Origin of the sequence: Streptosporangium saharense (assembly GCF_014203715.1) — a bacterium.
Taxonomy (GTDB): domain Bacteria; phylum Actinomycetota; class Actinomycetes; order Streptosporangiales; family Streptosporangiaceae; genus Streptosporangium; species Streptosporangium saharense.
In genome coordinates this window covers 1,840,373-1,854,302 of record NZ_JACHJP010000001.1, presented here as the reverse complement: position 1 = coordinate 1,854,302, position 13,930 = coordinate 1,840,373, and the positions used below count along the sequence as shown (strand labels likewise).

The window sequence follows — 13,930 nt, the reverse complement described above, 5'->3', positions numbered from 1 at the left end:
TGAAGGAGTATCGATGGTCACCTCAGCCGCCCCGATCCTCGCCCCCACCCCCCTGCCCAGCAGGCCGAGGCGGGTCCTGATCGCCACCGACACCTATCCTCCCGACGTGAACGGCACCTCCTACTTCACCCACCGGCTGGCCTGTGGCCTCGTGGGGCGGGACAACGAGGTCCACGTGATCTGCGGCTCCGACGAGGGGCCCGCCAGGACGGAGTCCCTCGACGGGGTGACCGTGCACCGGCTGCGCTCGGCGCCGCTGCTGGTCCACCCGACCATGCGCGTCTCCCTTCCGACCAGGCTCGACCGGCTGGTCGAGGATCTCGCCCCCGACGTGCTGCACGTCCAGGGGCACTTCGTGGTCGGCAGGGCCGCGATCGCGGCGGCCAGGCGTGGCGGCGTCCCGGTGATCGCGACCAACCACTTCATGCCGGACAACCTCTTCCAGTTCGCGCACGTCCCCGGGCCGCTGCGGGACCGGGTCGGCCGCCTGGCCTGGCGCGACCTGAACCGGATCTTCTCCCGGGTGGACCGGGTGACCACGCCGACCAGGATCGCCGCGGGGCTACTCACCGAGCGGGGCTTCACCCGTTCGGTCGAGGCCGTCTCCTGCGGCATCGACCTGGCGCGCTTCCACCCGCACGCCGAGCCGAGGGCGTGGGCGCGCAAGGCCTTCGACCTGCCCGACCGGGACACGGTGCTGTTCGTCGGGCGGCTCGACGAGGAGAAGCGGCTTGAGGACCTCGTGCGGGCGCTGCCGTACATCCTCAACGAGACCGACGCGCAGATCGCGCTGGTCGGCACCGGGGGCCAGCGGGCGGCGCTCGAACGGCTGGCGAACCGGATCGGGGTCGGCGACCGGGTGATCTTCCTCGGTTTCGTGCCGGACGAGACGATCCCGCAGGTGTACGCGGCGGCCGACGTGTTCGCGATGCCCAGCATCGCCGAGCTGCAGAGCATCGCGACCCTTGAGGCCATGGCGACGGGTCTTCCGGTCGTGGCCGCCGACGCGATGGCCCTGCCCCATCTCGTACGGCCCGGCGAGAACGGTCACCTGTTCACCCCCGGCGACGTGCGGGAACTCTCCAGGCACCTGACCGGCCTGTTGCGCAGCCCGCAGACCCGCGTGTCCATGGGCGCCGTGAGCCGCGCGATCGCGCTGACCCACGACCACCAGGCGTCGCTGGCCAGGTTCGAGGCGATCTACCAGGAGGTGGCGCGGTGAGCGGCGGCGCCCTGGGTAGGGGCGCCGCCGACACGGGCACAGAAAGCGGAGGGACCATGAACAACGAGGAGAGCGCGACCGTGGCGGTGTGGCGCTGGCCGGGGGCCGTGGGAGCGCTGGTGGCCGTCGCCGCGACCCTCTACGCCCACGTGGCCGCGGGCCAGGTCGATCCGATGACGACGCTGATCAGCGACTACGCGCTGCTCGGCGTCAGTGCCCCGGCGATGGTCGGCGGCACGATCGCGCTGGCCGTCGGCTCGGTGTGGGTCTCCTACGGCCTGGCGCGGGTCGATCCCGCGCGCAGCGCCGCCGCCAGGGTGCTGCTCCTGGCCGGGGCCGTCGGACTGCTGCTGACCGCGGCCTTCACGACGGACACGGCCCCCGTGGTCGTCTCGGCGGGCGGGGAGATCCACCGCTGGTCTGCGGCGCTGGTCTTCACGGCGCTGCCCTGCGCGGGATGGCTGCTCGGCAGGAGGTTCAGGAACCCGGCGCTCATGGTCGTCAGCGTGCTCTCGGTCGTGCTCCTCGCCGCGTTCCTCGCCGCCCACCCGGGCTCGCTGGTCTCCTCTCTCATCGAGGGGCCCGGTTACTACGGCCTGCTCCAGCGGCTGCTGGTGCTGAGCGACGCCGCCGTCGTCCTGCTCGCCTCCCTGTGCCTGGGGGGCAGGAGTGACGCATCTCGCGTACCGAGTCTCGGGCTACCTACGCTAACGTAGGTTACGGTTCCGTAGTCTGTGAGGGAGAAGGCCGCAATGCGCGAGTTCAGCCAGACCGAGCTGCTTCATGAGCTTGAGCCCGTCGTCGCCGGGGAGCTGGACCGGCACCACCGGATGGCCAAGGAGTGGTTCCCCCACGAGTACGTCCCGTGGTCCGAGGGCAGGGACTTCGACGGCGTGCTCGGCGGCGAGGCCTGGGTCGAGCACGACTCCAGGATCCCCGAGGAGGCGCGCGTCTCCCTCATCGTCAACCTGCTGACCGAGGACAACCTCCCCAGCTACCACCACGAGATCGCCACCGCCTTCGGCCGCGACGCCGCCTGGGGCACCTGGGTGCACCGCTGGACCGCCGAGGAGGGCCGCCACGGGACCGCGCTGCGCGACTATCTGACGGTCACCCGGGCGGTCGACCCGGTCGCCCTGGAACGTGCCCGCATGACCCACATGGGAGAGGGGTTCACCAACTCCTACGAGGGCGTCCTCCACTCGCTGGCCTACGTCTCCTTCCAGGAGCTGGCCACCCGCATCTCGCACCGCAACACCGGCAGGGCCTCCGGCGACCCGAACTGCGAGCGCCTGCTCGCCAGGATCGCCGCCGACGAGAACCTGCACATGCTCTTCTACCGGAACCTCCTCGACGCCGCCTTCAAGCTGACCCCCAGCCAGACCATGCGCGCCGTCACCGACGTGGTGACCACCTTCCAGATGCCGGGGACCGGCATCGAGGGCTTCAGCCGCAAGGCGATGATCATCGCCAACGCCGGGATCTACGACCTGCGCCTGCACATCGACGACGTCCTCATGCCGGTGCTGCGGCAGTGGGCCGTCTTCGACAAGGAGGACCTCGACGGCGAGGGCGAGAAGGCCCGTGAGGAGCTCGCCGAGTTCCTCGCCCGGCTTGAGGTCTCCGCCTCCCGCTTCGTCGAGCGCCGCGAGGCCCGCCGCGCCCGCGAGGCCGCCCGTTCCTGACCTCCGCTCCCTCGCCGGGACTCCCGGCGAGGGAGGGCGCGCGGATCAGGACTTCGCCAGGTCCTCCAGCGCCACGTCGGGGTCGGCGAGCCGCTCGGCGTCCACGGGCACCCCGGCGCGGATCAGGTTCTGCACCGGGCCGATGCCGTCGTCCCACAGGTTGACGTGCATGCCCGCCACGACCCGGCCCCCGTCGAGCCAGAAGGCGTAGAAGGCCTTCTCCTCCCGGTCTCCCCTGACGACGAGAGAGTCGTAGCCGCCGGGCTCGAACCAGCCGGAGAACTCCATGCCCACGTCATACTGGTCGCTGAAGAAGTAGGGCGGCCTGTCGTAGACGACCTCCTGGCCCAGCATGGCCTTGCCCGCCGCCAGGCCCCCGTTGAGCGCGTTGGCCCAGTGCTCGACGCGGACGCGGGTGCCGTACAGGGGGTTGAAGGCGTTGGCCACGTCACCGGCCGCGTACACGTCGGGGTCCTCGGTGCGCAGGGAGGCGTCGACGAGGACGCCGTTGTCGACGGGTAGGCCGGAGAGCACGGCAAGTTCGGCGTTGGGCCGCACGCCGACGCCGACGACCACGACGTCGGCGGCCACCTCCTGCCCGTCGTCGGTCGCGACTGCCCTGACGTGCCCGTCGCCGATGAGGCCGGTCACCTGGCGGCCGAGCCGCAGGTCGACGCCGTGCGCGCGGTGCAGGTCGGCGAAGAAGCCGCCCATCTCGGGGCCGAGCGCGGCCTGCAGCGGCACCGGGCGCGGCTCGACGACGGTCACCTCGCAGCCGTACTCGCGGGCCGCCGCGGCCGTCTCCAGGCCGATCCATCCGGCTCCGACGACGACAACCCGGCCGCCGCCCTTGATCGCCTCGCGGAGCCGCTGCGAGTCGCCGAGGCTGCGCAGGTAGTGCACGCCCTCCAGGTCGGCGCCGGGCACGTCGAGGCGGCGCGGGGAGGCGCCGGTGGCCAGCAGCAGCCTGTCGTAGCCGAGCTGCCCCCCGCCGTCCAGCTCCAGCCTGCGTGAGCCCCGGTCGAGGTCGGTCACCTGGCTGCCGGAGATCAGCTCGACGGAGTGCTCGCGGTACCAGGCCTCGTCGTGGACGTAGACCTTGGCCTGCTCCTCCTTGCCCAGGAGGTAGCCCTTCGACAGCGGGGGGCGCTCGTAGGGCCGCTCTGTCTCGGCGCCGACAACGGTGATCCTGCCGTCGAAGCCTTCCTCCCGCAGGGACTGGGCGGCCTTCGCTCCGGCGAGGCCCGCCCCAACGATGACGTACGTCTGCTCGGTGGTCATGCTCCTCTTCTTATCGGATTACCACCCCGTCATGGATCAGTTGACGTTCCGCTTTATTTCATCACTTGTTGACTTCCTGGCCACGCCGACCTACGTTTGCGGAAGAAGACACCGAGTGGAGGCGTACCGATGCCCGCCAGCCCGCTGATCCTGCCGTTCTCCGCCATCGGCGCGGAGGCGCTTGCCCTGGTCGGCGGCAAGGCCGTCAACCTCGGCGTGCTCACCGGGGCCGGTTTCCCCGTCCCGCCCGGGGTGTGCCTCACCACCCGGGCCTACCAGGCGGCCACCGAGGGGGCGGGCCTCGACGAGGTGCTCGACGCGCTGGCCGCCGCCCCGGCCGGGGACGTCACGGCCCTGAACGACCTGGCCGCCAGGGCCCGCGACCTCGTGCTCGCCGCCCCGGTGCCGCAGGACGTCGCCGACGCCGTACGGCACGGCCCCACAGGCCCCGTGGCCGTGCGCTCCTCGGCGACCGCGGAGGACCTGCCCCACGCCAGCTTCGCCGGGCAGCAGGACACCTACCTCAACGTGGTCGGCGAGGAGGCCGTGCTCGACGCGGTCAGGCGCTGCTGGGCCTCGCTGTGGACCGACAGGGCCGTCGCCTACCGGGCGGCCAACGGCATCGACCACCGGACCGTCCTGCTGGCCGTCGTGATCCAGGAGATGGTGTGCTCCGAGGTCGCCGGGGTGATGTTCACCGCCAACCCCGTCACCGGCAGGCGGCACGAGGCGGTGATCGACGCCAGTCCCGGGCTCGGCGAAGCCGTGGTCTCCGGCTCGGTCAACCCCGACCACTTCGTGGTGGACATCGCCACCGGGCGGATCACCGAGCGGCGCCCCGGCGACAAGCTGCTCGCCGTACGGCCACTGCCCGGGGGCGGCGTCGAGCGCGTCGGCCTCGGGGACGGGACGGAGCGGGCCTGCGTCACCGACGACCAGCTCAGGGCGCTGGCCAGGCTCGGCGGACGGGTCGAGGAGCACTACGGGAGCCCCCAGGACACCGAGTGGGCCGTCGACGCCGACGGCGAACTGTGGCTGACCCAGTCCCGTCCGATCACCACCCTCTTCCCCGTCCCCGAGAGCGCGGCGGCCAGGGCGGAGGGCGGCCCCCGGGTCTACTTCTCCTTCAGCGTCGCGCAGGGCGTCTACGCGCCGTTCACCCCGATGGGCGTCTCGGCCTTCCGGCTGCTGTCGTCGTCGGTCTCGGCGCTGGCGGGCAACCCGGTCGCCGACGTGACCGCCGGGGCCCCGCAGGTCACCGAGGCCGCGGGGCGGCTGTTCTTCGACGTCACCGGCGTCATGCGCGGCCGGGCGGGCCGGACGATCGTGCCGCGGCTGCTGGACGTGATGGAGGCCAGGTCGGCCGTGGTGCTGCGCGGCCTGTTCGACGACCCCCGCTTCGGGGTGACCCGGCGCTCTGTGCTGCCCGCCCTGCGCCGCCTCCTGCGGATCGCGCGCCGCTTCCGCGTCCCCTCCAACGTCGTGCGGGCCGTACTGAACCCGGCGGCGACCCACGAGCGGCTCGGGCGGCTCAGGGCACGGCTGCGGGCCGAGCTGGCGCCGCTGCCGGAGACCGCGACCCCGCTCGAACGGCTCGACCGAGTCGAGCGGACGCTGAGCGCGCGGACCGTCCCGCTGCTGCCCCGCGTCGTGCCCGGCCCCATCGCCGGGTTCGCCATGCTGGGCCTGGCCGCCCGGCTCCTGGGCGACCGGGCCAGGCCGGGAGAGCTGACGACCGTGCTGCGCGGCCTGCCGTACAACGTCACCACCGAGATGGACCTGGCCCTGTGGGCGCTGGCGGACCGGATCAGGGCGGACGCCGACGCCTCCGCCCTGCTGCTCGCCACCCCGGCCGCCGAGCTGGCACGGCGCTTCCACGACGGGTCGCTGCCCGGGACGGTCCAGCGGGGGCTGCGGGAGTTCCTCGCGGTCTACGGCGTGCGCGCGGTCGCCGAGATCGACCTTGGGGTGGCCCGCTGGTCGGAGGACCCCACGCACGTCATCGGCGTGCTGACCAACTACCTGCGTCTCGACGACCGCTCCCAGGCCCCGGACGCGGTCTTCGCCAGGGGCGCCGCGGAGGCGACCCGCATGATCAGGACGCTCGCCGCCAGGGCCGGTGGGCCGCGCGGGGCGCTCGTCAGGTTCGCCCTGGGCAGGGCACGGGCCCTGGCCGGGCTGCGTGAGCTGCCCAAGTTCGTCGCGGTGACCGTCCTGGCCGCGATGCGCGCCGAGCTGAGGATCGTCGGTGCCGACCTGGTCTCCCGTGACGTCCTCGACTCCCCCGACGACGTCTTCTTCCTGACGGTCGGCGAGGTCAGGACCCTGCTGTCGGCCCCGGACGACTCCCGGGCGCTCGTCGCGGAGCGGCGTGACCGGGCGGAGCGGGAACGGCGGCGCAGGCGCCTGCCCAGGGTCGTGCTGTCCGACGGCACGGAGCCCGAGGCCGTCGGCACGGCGGCGCCCGTTGACGGCGCGCTGACCGGCACCCCCGCCTCCGCCGGGACCGTGACCGGGGTCGCCAGGGTCGTCCTCGACCCGGTCGGCGCCCGCCTCGAACCCGGGGAGATCCTCGTCTGCCCCTCGACCGACCCCGGCTGGACGCCGCTGTTCCTCACCGCGGGCGGGCTGGTCATGGAGATGGGCGGGGCCAACTCGCACGGCGCCGTGGTGGCCAGGGAGTACGGCATCCCCGCCGTCGTCGGGGTCGCCGACGCCACCGAGCACGTCGTCACCGGCCAGCGGATCACCGTTGACGGCACCTCGGGAACGGTGAGCACCGTCGGTGTCGCCTCGGAGGAAGGGCAGCCACGTGTCCCGTGATCGGATCGCCGTGCTCGGCGAGTGCGTCGCCGACGCCTTCGTCACCGGCCCGGCGCCCGGAGGCGGCCTCGCCCTGCGCGTCCTGCCCGGAGGCGGCCCCGCGAACACCGCCGTGGCCCTGGCCAGGCTCGGCACACCGGTCCGTTTCCTCGGCCGCCTCTCCCGTGACCCGTTCGGGGAGCTGTTCCGCTCCCATCTGGAGGCCTCCGGGGTCGATCTTTCCGGCTGCGTGGACGCGGCGGAGCCCAGCGTCCTGGCCGTCGCCACGCTGGACGAGGCGGGCAGGGCGTCCTACTCCTTCCACGCCGAGGGCGCTGCCGACTGGCGGTGGAGTACGGCGGAGCTGACCGCCGAGCGGGTCGGCGACGTCGGCTGCCTGCACACCGGTTCCCTCGCCCTGGTCCACGACCCGGGGGCTGAGGCCATCGAGGAGCTGCTCGCGCGGGCCGCCGAGGGGGCGACGGTCTCGATCGACCCGAACGTACGGCCCGGCCTGGTCCCCCTCGGCCGCTACCGGGAGGCGATGCCCCGCTGGTGCGCGCTGGCCGACGTCGTCAGGCTGAGCCTCGACGACCTGGAGCTGATCCTCCCTGGCGAGAGGGCCGAGCGCGCCTGCGACACCTGGCACGCGGCGGGCGCGCGACTGGTCGTGGTGACGCTCGGCCCCGGGGGCGCGCTCGTCTCCCTGGACGGGAAACGCGTGACGGTGCCCGCGCCCGCCGTACGGGTCGTGGACACCGTCGGGGCCGGTGACTCCTTCACCGCCGCGTTCCTGCACCGGCTGCGCGCGGAGGGCCTGCTCGGCGGGCGGCTCGACGCCCTCGACCTGGACGCCGCGGAACGGGCGGCGGCCTTCGCGGCCGGAGCCGCCGCCCGTACCTGCTCGGTTCCCGGCGCCGACCCTCCGTGGGCCCGCGACCTGTGAGGGTCCGCTAGCCCTTCGTTCCCACGGAGACGGCCTCTGCCCGTTCGCGTCCGCCCGGCAGCAGGCGGGCGATCCACTCGGAGCGGCTGGCGATCAACGGCCCGAACAGCGCGAGCACGAGCACGTACCCGGCGATGAACGGCGCGAGCCTGCCGTCCAGCCCCGCGGCGACGGCCATGGTGGCCAGGACCAGCGCGAACTCCCCTCGGGAGAGCACGGTCAGCGAGATGTTCACGGCCTGCACCGCGCCGAAGGAGTTCATCCTGGCGGCGAGCACCCCGGCGGCCACGTTGAGCACCAGGGTGAGCACGACCGCGGCGGCGACGGGCCAGGCGACGGAGAGCATGTCCCCGGGTTCGATGGCCAGGCCGAACGCGAAGAAGAACAGGGCCGCGAAGGCGTCCCTGAGCGGGTGGACGAGCTGGCGGATGCGCGGCGCGGCCCTCGTGGAGCTGAGGATGAGGCCGATCATGAAGGCCCCGATGGCGTCGGACACGCCGAGTTCCTCCGCGACTCCCGCGGTGAGGATCGCCAGTCCGGTGAACATCACCACGAGCAGCTCGTCGTCCTTGGTGGTCACGAGCTTGTCGACAAGCCGGGTGCCCCATCTGGCCAGCGCGGTCAGCGCGATCAGGAAGGCGAAGGCCCTGCCGAAGGAGAGCGCGGCGTCGGCGAAGGAGTCGGCGCCGCTGAGCACCGGCTGCAGCACCGCCAGGTAGAGGGCGAGGAAGATGTCCTCGACCACGATGATGCCCAGGATGAGGCGGCTCTCCGGGTTGCCGAGCCGTCCGAGGTCAACGAGCAGCTTGGTCACGATGGCCGAGGAGGAGATCCCGACCACTCCGGCCAGGACCAGCGCCTCCCTGGTCCCCCAGCCGAGGACGAACCCGAAGGCCAGGCCTCCCCCGACGTTGAGCAGGATGTAGACGGTTCCGGCGAGCACCAGCCTGCCGCCGCCCGCGACGAGGCTGTCGAGGGAGAACTCGACGCCGAGGTAGAAGAGCAGGAAGATCAGGCCGAGCGTGGCGATGACCTTCAGGTCGGCCGGGTTCTTCACAAGGGCGAGCCCGGGGGTGTGCGGCCCGAAGATGATGCCCGCGAGCATGAACAGGGGGATCGTCGGCAGCCCGATCCTGCCGCCGAGTCTGGCGATGATCCCGGCGGCGAGGAAGGAGCCGCCGAGGGCGATGAGCGCGTCAGCCAGTGCCACGGTGGCCTCCTTCGGGCTTGATTCCGGGCATGGTGAAGGCGCATTCGTAGAACATGAGAAAACCTCCGTCGAACGATCTCGGTCTGGTGCGTCAGAGATCGTCGGACGGAGGCGCCCTGGGTTCCGAGGGGTCGTGAACGGCCCGCGTGACGACGACGGCGGGCGGCCGGGGACGCAGCCACACCACCCGCGCCGGGCCACCCCGCCAGAGCGCGGGCGGCGGCAGACTGCTGCCCGCCTTGTACGGCGAGGCGGGGGGAAGCACCGCGCCACTCGCGAGAGCGACGGCGACACCGGGCTCGTGGCGCAGTTCGTGGTGCGCCTGGAGCGGGGTGTGGACGACGGTGAGCAGGATCAGCAGAAGGGAGGCGACTGTGCCGATGACCCTCTTCTGCAAACCGGGACCCTAACCCTGAGGTGAATTGTCCGTTATTTTATCATCCGTCACCAACGTCTCCCGGGCCGGGCGTCGCGGCTTCGGGAACGGCGCCAGATAGGCCCACTGCCAGATCGTTTCGAGCGGCCCCCGCTCGAAACGGCTCAGCCACAGCGTGGCCAGCGTCATGAACACCGCGCAGATGGCCGCCCAGGCGCCGATCGCCCACCACGGCCGCAGCCCCTCGAACCGCGTGGCCAGGCCGAGCCCCCAGCCGTAGCAGAGCGCCGCCCCCGCGAGGTTCTGGAAGACGTAGCAGCTCAGCGCCGTCCTGCCCACGGCCGTCAGCCCGCCGCGCAGCGGGCCGGGGACGCCCCGCGTCCTGAGCGCGACCGTCGTCACCAGCCCGAGCAGGCCGAGCGCGACCAGCGGCGGCAGCAGGTAGCGGTCGACCAGGAACCAGTCCGGCCCGGCGAAGGCCGTCAGCAGGTTCAGCGGCGCGCCGACGCCGAGCCCGAGAAACATCAGCCCGCGCCGCAGGACGGCTCCCCGCCCCGAGTCCTCGAAGACGCCCGCCCGCACCAGCCGGGAGCCGACCAGGAACAGCACGACGCCCAGCGGGACGATGAACACGGCCTCAAGGCGGTAGGTGCCCATGCCCCCGATCCTGGCGGCGACCTGCTCCGGGTAGCTCCCCTCGGCGAACAGTCTCGACGGCGCCGAGGAGGAGACCGTCGTGGCGGCGCCGTACAGGAAGGCGAGGGTGAGCAGGCCGATCACGGCGGTGAACACCGTCGCCACCCCGATCGTCCAGGCCCTGACCACCCGGTCGTTCCTGCCGATGAGGAAGGCCACCAGGACCGAGACCACGGCGTAGCCCATGAGCACGTCGAACTCGAAGATCAACACGTAGTGGAGCAGTCCCTCGAAGAACAGCAGCGCCGCCCGCCACAGGTAGCGTCCCGGCCAGGTGGCGCCCCGCCGTACGGCCGAGCGGTACTGCAGTTCCATGCCCACCCCGAACAGCAGGCTGAGCAGGGCCAGGAACTTGCCGTTGGTCAGGAAGCGCAGGAAGGTCTCGGCCGTCCCGCCCCCGCCGAGCGCGCCCATGACCCCGGCCGGTCCCCGGGGATCGGTGAAGATCCAGATGTTGGTGCCGAGCGTGCCCACGATGGCGATGCCCCTGAGCACGTCGAGCACGTCGATACGTCGTGTCGTCACCCTTCAACGATCTCCGCCCCCGCCTCGCGGGACATCGGCACGCGGACCCATCTGTCCGCTACATCGATCGATGTAGCCCCTCCCCCGCTAGCATCACTTCCACAATGAGCTTTGACCCGACAAATCCCGATATATCACGACTGGTGGAGATCCCCGGGGGCAAGATCCTCCTGCACGACGAGGGCACCGGGACGCGGTGGAAGGCCGAGATCGACCCCTTCCTGCTGGCGCCGTACCCGGTGACCCGTGAGCTCTACCTGTCGGTCACCGGGCGGGCGCCGGGGGCCGAGACGGGACCGCGCGTGCCGGTGACCGAGGTCTCCTGGCTCGACGCCGTGGCCTTCTGCGACCTGCTCTCCCTGTCCGAGGGGCTCACTCCCTGCTACGCGGCCTCCGGCGACGACCCCGACGGGCTGGAGGTGGTCCGCGACCCCCGGGCCGACGGCTACCGGCTGCCCACGGAGGCCGAGTGGGAGCATGCCTGCCGCGCCGGTGACCTCGGCGTCCGCCACGGGGAGCTGGACGAGATCGCCTGGCACCGGGGCAACTCCGGCGGCGGGCCGCACGAGGCCGGGACGCGGGCGCCGAACGCCTGGGGCCTGCACGACATGATCGGCAACGTCTGGGAGTGGTGCCAGGACCGCTACGACCCCGAGGTCTACGGCCCCTACCGGGTCTTCAGGGGCGGCGGCTGGTCCGACCCGCCCCGGGGGTGCCGGGCGTCGTGCCGCCGCAAGAGCCATCCGACCCTGCGCCTCGACGACCTCGGCTTCCGGCTGGCCCGCTCGCGCTGACTCACAGGTGTTCGGCGAGGAACTCCGCGACGGCCTCGACCGCCCGGGTGACGAGGGGCTCGGTGTCGTAGAGGTCGGTGTGGTGCCGGGTGTCCAGCCAGACGAGCCGTTTCGGCTCCTCCATCCGCCGGTAGACCTCCTCGGCGCCCTCCGGGGAGCACAACCTGTCGATCACCCCGTGCACGACCAGACCCGGCGTCGGGGACAGGAAGTCGGCGCCGGTCATGTCGTCCACGGTGAGCAGCTCGCCCAGGGATGCCCTGGTGACCTCGTTGCGCCAGTGCGGGCAGGCGCCACGTTCGGTGCCGTAGTAGCCGAACGGCTCCGGCCCCGGCATGGCCGCCTCGCCCTCCTCGGCGACCGCGGGAAGATACTCAACCGGGCCGCCCCGGTCCTGACGCTCCACGACCTCGGCGTGCCGGGCCAGCGCCTCCCGGTAGCCCGCCCCCATCGCGGCGCGCGTGCCGTACGGATTGCCGTAGGACCCCGCGACCCCCGCGAAGGCCCCAACCCTGGGGTCGAGGGCGGCGAACCTGAGCGCGTAGCCCGCCCCGAGACCGACCCCGACCGCGCCGATCCTGCCGCCGTCCACCTCGGGACGCGAGCGCAGCAACGAGACCGCGGCCCGCAGGTCACGCAGCTTGCCCTGCGGATCCTCGTGCCCGCGTGGCGTGCCGCCCGACTCGCCCCAGTTGCGGTGGTCGAAGGCCAGCGTCACGTAACCGGCCCCGGCCAGTCCCTCGGCGTAGCGGCCCGCGACCTGCCCACGCGTCCCGGTGAACGGCCCGCTCAGCACCAGCGCCGGGCGCGGCCCCCGCCCGTCGGGCACCCGCAGGTCGCCGACGAGCGTGATCCCGTCCGCCCCGAACTCAACCCTCTCGCTCATGCCCCCAGACTGTACGGCTCCGCGGCCGTCCCCGGTCCCCCGGTCGTGTGCCGGGGGACCGGGGACGACGGCTAGGAGTCGAACCCGAGACCCATCTTGTCCAGGGTGCGCAGCCAGAGGTTGCGGCGGCCCTGGTTGAGGTCGGCCTGGGCGATCGACCAGCGGGTCATCTGGATCCCGGCGGAGCGGACCGGCTCCGGCGGGAACGGCAGCGGCTTCTCCCTGACCATCCGCAGCTCGGTCCGCTCGGTCTCCTCGCCGCCAAGCAGGTCGAGCATGACGTTCGCCCCGAACCTGGTCGCGCCGACCCCCATGCCGGTGTATCCGGCGGCGTAGGCCAGGCGTCCGCCGTGCGCGGTGCCGTAGAAGGCGCTGAAGCGGCTGCAGGTGTCGATGACGCCGCCCCACCGGTGGGTGAAGCGCAGCCCGGACAGCTGCGGGAAGGTCGTGAAGAAGTGCTCGGCCAGCTTGACGAAGGTCTCGTCGCGCTGCTCGTACTCCGGCCTGATCCTCCCGCCGTTGTAGTAGACCGCGTCGTAACCGCCCCACAGGATGCGGTTGTCCGAGGTCAGCCGGTAGTAGTGGAACTGGTTGGCCGAGTCGCCGACGCCCTGCCGGTTGCGCCAGCCGACCGAGGCCAGTTGCTCCTGCGACAGGGGCTCGGTCATCAGCACGTAGTCGTAGACCGGCACCAGGAAGTGCTTCAGCCTGCGCAGCAGCGGCTGGAAGACCCCGGTGCCGAGTGCCACCCTGTCCGCCCTGACCGTGCCGTGCGGGGTGAGCAGCTCCAGGTACGTCCCGGTGTCCCTCATGTGCCTGACCGGCGTGCGCTCGTGGACGCGCACGCCCAGCGAGAGGCAGGCCTGCCTGAGCCCCCAGGCCAGCCGGGCGGGGTCGAGCATGGCGCAGCCGTCGCGCTCCCAGTGGCCTCCCACGTAGGTGGGCGAGTTCACCTCCGCCCTGACCTGGTCCTGGTCCAGGACGTCGAAGCGGACACCCAGTTCCCTGGCGACCTCGACACCCTGGTGCATCTCCGCGAGCTGCCACGGCTCGGTGGCCACGTGCAGCTCCCCGGTCCGCTCGTAGCCGCAGTCGATGCCGTATCTGGCGACGGTCTCGCCGAGCTCGTCGAGGTTGGTCAGCCCCATGTGTTCGAGAAGGGCGATCTCCTCGGGCCAGCGCTCCAGGCCGTTGGCGATGCCGTGGGTGAGCGTCGCCATGGCGAAGCCGCCGTTACGGCCGGACGCCGCCCAGCCGATCTTCCTTCCTTCGAGCAGGACCACGTCGAGCGACGGATCCCGCTCCTTGGCCATCAGGGCAGTCCACAGCCCCGAGAAGCCTCCTCCGACCACCGCGAGAGCGGCTGTCGTCTTTCCGAAGAGCCGCGGCGACGGCTCAGGTTTCGCCGCACTGTCGAGCCAGTACGGCTTGCGCTCCGCGTCAGCAAGAGCCTTCAGCGGATCCACAAATCTCACTTCCCTACGTGAGTCAAAGAGTCTTTGTGTGT

Annotated in this window: 12 protein-coding genes; 6 read left to right on the top strand and 6 right to left on the bottom strand. The window is 72.2% G+C overall.

Annotation, left to right across the window (positions count from 1 at the left end; genetic code table 11):
• Window positions 1-13: 13 nt before the first annotated feature.
• Genes FHS44_RS08890 through FHS44_RS08880 form a run of 3 tightly spaced genes read left to right on the top strand, consistent with a single transcriptional unit; the run spans window position 14 to window position 2,907 of the window.
• Window positions 14-1,222, top strand: coding sequence for a glycosyltransferase (locus tag FHS44_RS08890; RefSeq protein ID WP_184713343.1), 1,209 nt, complete (start codon window positions 14-16; stop codon window positions 1,220-1,222).
• A 56-nt stretch (window positions 1,223-1,278) separates the two neighbouring features.
• Window positions 1,279-1,938 carry a DUF998 domain-containing protein gene (locus FHS44_RS08885; protein WP_184713342.1) on the top strand — a complete coding sequence of 220 codons (660 nt, stop codon included), beginning with the start codon at window positions 1,279-1,281 and terminating at the stop codon, window positions 1,936-1,938.
• A 36-nt stretch (window positions 1,939-1,974) separates the two neighbouring features.
• Window positions 1,975-2,907, top strand: coding sequence for an acyl-ACP desaturase (locus FHS44_RS08880; protein WP_184713341.1), 933 nt, complete (start codon window positions 1,975-1,977; stop codon window positions 2,905-2,907).
• A gap of 45 nt (window positions 2,908-2,952) precedes the next feature.
• On the opposite strand, the gene FHS44_RS08875 is transcribed toward FHS44_RS08880, so the two are convergent.
• Window positions 2,953-4,188, bottom strand: a complete 1,236-nt coding sequence (locus FHS44_RS08875; protein ID WP_184713340.1) for an NAD(P)/FAD-dependent oxidoreductase — start codon at window positions 4,186-4,188, stop codon at window positions 2,953-2,955.
• A gap of 129 nt (window positions 4,189-4,317) precedes the next feature.
• Between FHS44_RS08875 and FHS44_RS08870 the strand changes: the two genes are divergently transcribed.
• Both FHS44_RS08870 and FHS44_RS08865 read left to right on the top strand, forming a co-directional pair.
• Window positions 4,318-7,011: a PEP/pyruvate-binding domain-containing protein gene (locus tag FHS44_RS08870; protein ID WP_184713339.1), complete on the top strand. Its 2,694-nt coding sequence runs from the start codon at window positions 4,318-4,320 to the stop codon at window positions 7,009-7,011.
• The gene (locus FHS44_RS08865) at window positions 7,001-7,936 is read left to right on the top strand and encodes a carbohydrate kinase family protein (RefSeq protein WP_184713338.1); all 936 of its coding nucleotides are present in this window, start codon (window positions 7,001-7,003) and stop codon (window positions 7,934-7,936) included. The genes FHS44_RS08870 and FHS44_RS08865 overlap by 11 nt, the downstream gene beginning before the upstream one ends.
• Window positions 7,937-7,943: 7 nt before the next feature.
• Here FHS44_RS08865 and FHS44_RS08860 read toward each other — a convergent pair whose 3' ends face one another.
• The 3 genes from FHS44_RS08860 to FHS44_RS42280 form a co-directional block, all read right to left on the bottom strand.
• The gene (locus FHS44_RS08860) at window positions 7,944-9,146 is read right to left on the bottom strand and encodes a cation:proton antiporter (protein WP_184713337.1); all 1,203 of its coding nucleotides are present in this window, start codon (window positions 9,144-9,146) and stop codon (window positions 7,944-7,946) included.
• Between the two features lie 91 nt (window positions 9,147-9,237).
• Entirely contained in the window at window positions 9,238-9,543 is a 306-nt protein-coding gene (locus tag FHS44_RS08855; RefSeq protein WP_184713336.1) for a hypothetical protein, read from the bottom strand.
• A gap of 9 nt (window positions 9,544-9,552) precedes the next feature.
• On the bottom strand, window positions 9,553-10,743 hold the full coding sequence (locus tag FHS44_RS42280) for a DUF418 domain-containing protein (RefSeq protein ID WP_312863574.1): 1,191 nt from the start codon (window positions 10,741-10,743) through the stop codon (window positions 9,553-9,555).
• A gap of 104 nt (window positions 10,744-10,847) precedes the next feature.
• Here FHS44_RS42280 and FHS44_RS08845 point away from each other — a divergent pair, with 104 nt between their 5' ends.
• Window positions 10,848-11,537: an SUMF1/EgtB/PvdO family nonheme iron enzyme gene (locus tag FHS44_RS08845; RefSeq protein WP_184713335.1), complete on the top strand. Its 690-nt coding sequence runs from the start codon at window positions 10,848-10,850 to the stop codon at window positions 11,535-11,537.
• A 1-nt stretch (window position 11,538) separates the two neighbouring features.
• Here FHS44_RS08845 and FHS44_RS08840 read toward each other — a convergent pair whose 3' ends face one another.
• Complete coding sequence (locus FHS44_RS08840; RefSeq protein ID WP_184713334.1) at window positions 11,539-12,423, bottom strand: alpha/beta hydrolase; 885 nt, start codon at window positions 12,421-12,423, stop codon at window positions 11,539-11,541.
• Between the two features lie 71 nt (window positions 12,424-12,494).
• The gene (locus FHS44_RS08835) at window positions 12,495-13,889 is read right to left on the bottom strand and encodes an NAD(P)/FAD-dependent oxidoreductase (RefSeq protein WP_184713512.1); all 1,395 of its coding nucleotides are present in this window, start codon (window positions 13,887-13,889) and stop codon (window positions 12,495-12,497) included.
• Window positions 13,890-13,930 lie beyond the last annotated feature (41 nt).

Bases quoted from the DNA above. Each gene is read 5' to 3' on its own strand.
- FHS44_RS08880 (WP_184713341.1), top strand. From the start codon at position 1,975: ATGCGCGAGTTCAGCCAGACCGAGCTGCTTCATGAGCTTGAGCCCGTC.
- FHS44_RS08845 (WP_184713335.1), top strand. From the start codon at position 10,848: ATGAGCTTTGACCCGACAAATCCCGATATATCACGACTGGTGGAGATC.
- FHS44_RS08875 (WP_184713340.1), bottom strand. From the start codon at position 4,188: ATGACCACCGAGCAGACGTACGTCATCGTTGGGGCGGGCCTCGCCGGA.
- FHS44_RS08840 (WP_184713334.1), bottom strand. From the start codon at position 12,423: ATGAGCGAGAGGGTTGAGTTCGGGGCGGACGGGATCACGCTCGTCGGC.
- FHS44_RS08885 (WP_184713342.1), top strand. From the start codon at position 1,279: ATGAACAACGAGGAGAGCGCGACCGTGGCGGTGTGGCGCTGGCCGGGG.
- FHS44_RS08870 (WP_184713339.1), top strand. From the start codon at position 4,318: ATGCCCGCCAGCCCGCTGATCCTGCCGTTCTCCGCCATCGGCGCGGAG.
- FHS44_RS08890 (WP_184713343.1), top strand. From the start codon at position 14: ATGGTCACCTCAGCCGCCCCGATCCTCGCCCCCACCCCCCTGCCCAGC.